The following is a 3,429-nucleotide window of genomic DNA, read 5'->3' on the forward strand; positions in this document are numbered from 1 at the left end:
CGGCGCGCGGCTCGCGCTCGCCGACCGCGACCTCGCACTCCTCCAGGTTGCCGACCGCCACGGTCGTGTGCTCCAGCGCGCGGGCGACAAGGTCCTTGGCGTCCTCGGGCGACTCCCAGAACATCGGCCGCCAGTCCAGGTCCAGAACGGTCGTCCCGGAGTGCGCGGCGAGCGCCGCCAGCGTCGCCTCCCGGCTCGGCTCCTGGGACAGGCCGGTCACCGTCGCCCAGAAGATCCGGGCGGCGGCGACGGCGTCCAGGTCGAGCTCCTCCGGACGGATCTCCAGGTCGGGCGCCTTGGGGTACCGGTAGAAGTAGAGCGGGAAGTCGTCGGGCGGGAAGACCTCGCAGAACGCCAGCGGCGTCGGCAGGCCGGGGACGTCGGTGACGAACCGGTCGTCCACCCCGTACTCGCGGAGCTTGCGGTGGACGAACCGGCCGAACGGGTCCGCGCCGGTCCGGGTGACCACCGCGGCCCGGTGGCCGTGCCGGGCCGCCGCGACCGCGACGTTGGTCGGGCTGCCGCCGAGGTACTTGCCGAACGACTCGACGTCCTCCAGCCGGACGCCGGACTGGAGCGGGTAGAGGTCCACGCTGACCCGGCCCATGGTGATGAGGTCGAAGGTCACGGCGTCCTCCCGAGGAAGGCCAGGCTCGCGCGCACGTCGCCGCGCGGGCCCGCGTCCGGTGCGGGCTCGGACTCCAGGATGGTGTCCTGTTCGAGGACGTACCAGCCCCCGTAACCGGCGCCTTCGAGCGAGGCGACGATGCCCGCGATGTCGATGTCGCCCCGGCCGAGCGGGCGGTAGATGCCGTCGCGGACCGCGCCGGTGTACGTCGCGCGTCCGGCCTGGACGCTCGCGGCCAGCGCCGCGTCGACGTCCTTGAGGTGCACATGGGAGATCCGCGCGGCGGCCGAACGGGCCAGCTCCAGCGGGTCGGTGCCGCCGATCAGCAGGTGCCCGGTGTCCAGGCAGAGCGGGACGTCCGACCCGGCCAGCACCCGGCCGACCTCCTCGCGGCGCTCGACGACCGTGCCGACGTGCGGGTGCAGGGCCGCCCGGTGGCCGCGCTCGGCGGCGCGGGCCGCGGCGCGGTCGAGGTTGCGGAACAGGGTCTTCCAGTTCTCCGCGTCCAGGACGGGCCGCTCGTCGTAGCCGTCCAGTCCGGTGACGGCGGCGAGGACCACCGTGGCGCCCGGGTCGCCGAACGAGTCGAGCGCGCGCGCCAGCTCCGGCATCGGGTCCTGGTCCGGGTCGTGCAGCACGAGGGGGACGAAGCCGCCGACGGGCGCCAGCCCGTAGGAGCCCAGCAGGGCGGCCCGGTCGGCCGGGCCCGCGGGCAGGAAGCCGTCCGGCCCGAACTCGGTCGCGCTGATCCCGAGGTCGCGCATCTCGGCCAGCACCCGGCCCGGCTCCATCTGGTGGCCCCAGCCGGGGACCTCGCAGACGCCCCACGAGATGGGGGCGGCGGCGACCCGTCCGGCCGCGACGATGTCGGTGCTCACCTGCGTACCTCCTCGATCGCGACGGTGCGCCTCTCCCGGCGCGAGATCTCGCATGCCTCGGCCACGTAGAGCGCCTCCAGGCTCTCCTCGGGCGGACACGGGCTCGGGGCGCCGCCCGCGGCCACATCGACGAAGGCGCGCAGCTCGGCCGCGTACGCCTCGGCGAACCGTTCGAGGAACCCGCCGTGCGACGGGCCCGCGGGACGGAAGCCGTCCCCGGCCGGGGCCAGCGGGGTCCGGTCGTCCAGCCCGGCGACGACGCCCGCGCGCGAGCCGAGCACCTCCAGCCGCACGTCGTAGCCGGCGGCGTTGTACCGGGTCGCGGAGACGACGGCGATCGCGCCGTCGTCGAGCGTGAGCATCGCCGAGCCGGTGTCCACGTCGCCGGACGCGGCGAACGCCCCCGGCCCGTGGTTGGCTCCGGTCGCGGCCACCTCGGTGACGGCGCGTCCGGTGACGAACCGGACGGCGTCGAAGTCGTGGACCGAGCAGTCCCGGAAGAGGCCGCCGGAGGTGGGGATGTACTCGTCCGGCGGCGGCACGCGGTCGAGGGTCAGCGAGCGCACCGTGTGCACCCAGCCGAGGCTCCCGGAGCGCACCGCGTCGCGCGCGGCGACGTGGCCCGGGTCGAAGCGCCGCTGGAAGCCGACCTGCACCGGCACGTCGGAGCCGCGCAGCGCGGTCAGCGTGCGGATCGTCCCGTCCAGGTCGGCCGCGAGCGGCTTCTCGACGAAGACCGGCAGCCCCGCCTCGACCGCCTTGATCACCAGTCCCGCGTGCGCGGACGTCGGCGTCGCGACGACCACGGCGTCCAGGCCGGACGAGAACAGCTCGTCGACCCCGTCCACCGCCCCGGCGCCCAGCTTGGCGGCGACCTCCCGGGCGCGCCCCGCGTCCGCGTCGGCGATGACGACCTCATCGACCAGAGCGTTCAACGTCTCGGCGTGCGCGGCTCCGATCCGTCCCGCCCCCGCCAGTCCGACCCTCATGTGACCGCGCCTTCCGTTCGCCTCATACGGGCCCTCCCATGCCGTCGCCGGCGCCGTCGCCGGCGTGACCGAGTCTCATGGAACGCTCCAGGAGCTGTCAATAGTTTGTCGTGACATATGGACTTTAGGTCAAATCACCGACCGTCCGCTATCCTCCCCACGTGCGAGGACCCACCGTGACGCTCGACCGGGGCAGCCCGGTCCCGCTCTATTTCCAGGTCGCCCAGCAGCTGGAGGCCGCGATCCGCGCGGGCGAGCTGTCGCCCGGCGCCCGCCTCGACAACGAGCTCGAACTGGCCGCGCGCTACCGGCTCTCCAGGCCCACCCTGCGGCAGGCGATCCAGCACCTGGTCGACAAGGGGCTGCTGGTCCGCAAGCGGGGCGTCGGGACGCAGGTGGTCCAGTCCCAGGTGCGGCGTCCGATCGAGCTGTCCAGCCTCTACGACGACCTCACCGCCGACGGGCGCGAACCCCGCACGCGGATCCTGGAGTTCGGGACCGTCCCCGCCGACGCGGAGGCCGCCGAGCGGCTCGGCGTCGCGGCGGGGGCGGACGTGCTGCTGACGCGCCGGCTGCGGTTCACCGACGGCGAGCCCCTCGGCCTGATGACCAACGTCGTCCCCCTCGGGCTGATCGATGTCACCGCGGCCCACCTGGAGGCGCACGGCCTGTACGAGGTGTTCCGCGGCGCGGGGGTCAACCTGCGGATCGCCCACCAGACCATCGGCGCGCGCGGCGCTACCGCCGCCGAGGCGAGGCTGCTGGACACCCGCCGGGGCGCCCCTCTGCTCACCATGACCCGGACGGCCTTCGACGACAAGGGGAACGCCGTGGAGTACGGCGCCCACGTCTACCGGGCCGACCGCTACGCGTTCTCCCACACGCTCGTGGACAGGTAGCCCGCCGCGACGCCCGCGCCGCACGCCCACGGCGG

Annotated in this window: 4 protein-coding genes; 1 reads left to right on the forward strand and 3 read right to left on the reverse strand. The window is 74.5% G+C overall.

The annotated features are described in order from the left end of the window. The 3 genes from AB0J52_RS32790 to AB0J52_RS32800 form a co-directional block, all read right to left on the reverse strand. On the reverse strand, window positions 1-607 hold a 607-nt coding region (locus AB0J52_RS32790; protein WP_500186724.1), incomplete at its 3' end, for a PfkB family carbohydrate kinase. 17 nt (window positions 608-624) lie between these two features. Next, entirely contained in the window at window positions 625-1,506 is an 882-nt protein-coding gene (locus AB0J52_RS32795) for a TIM barrel protein (RefSeq protein ID WP_500186721.1), read from the reverse strand. Next, entirely contained in the window at window positions 1,503-2,495 is a 993-nt protein-coding gene (locus tag AB0J52_RS32800) for a Gfo/Idh/MocA family protein (protein ID WP_500186722.1), read from the reverse strand. The genes AB0J52_RS32795 and AB0J52_RS32800 overlap by 4 nt, the downstream gene beginning before the upstream one ends. 161 nt (window positions 2,496-2,656) lie before the next feature. Here AB0J52_RS32800 and AB0J52_RS32805 point away from each other — a divergent pair, with 161 nt between their 5' ends. After that, a complete protein-coding gene (locus AB0J52_RS32805) occupies window positions 2,657-3,394 on the forward strand; it encodes a GntR family transcriptional regulator (protein ID WP_500186723.1) in 738 nt (245 codons plus the stop codon). The last annotated feature ends 35 nt before the right edge of the window (window positions 3,395-3,429 follow it).

This window comes from Spirillospora sp. NPDC049652, from assembly GCF_040675125.1.
Taxonomy (GTDB): Bacteria; Actinomycetota; Actinomycetes; order Streptosporangiales; family Streptosporangiaceae; genus Spirillospora.

Excerpts from the sequence above, each read along its gene's own strand:
- AB0J52_RS32800 (WP_500186722.1), bottom strand. The coding sequence starts at position 2,495 with ATGAGGGTCGGACTGGCGGGGGCGGGACGGATCGGAGCCGCGCACGCC.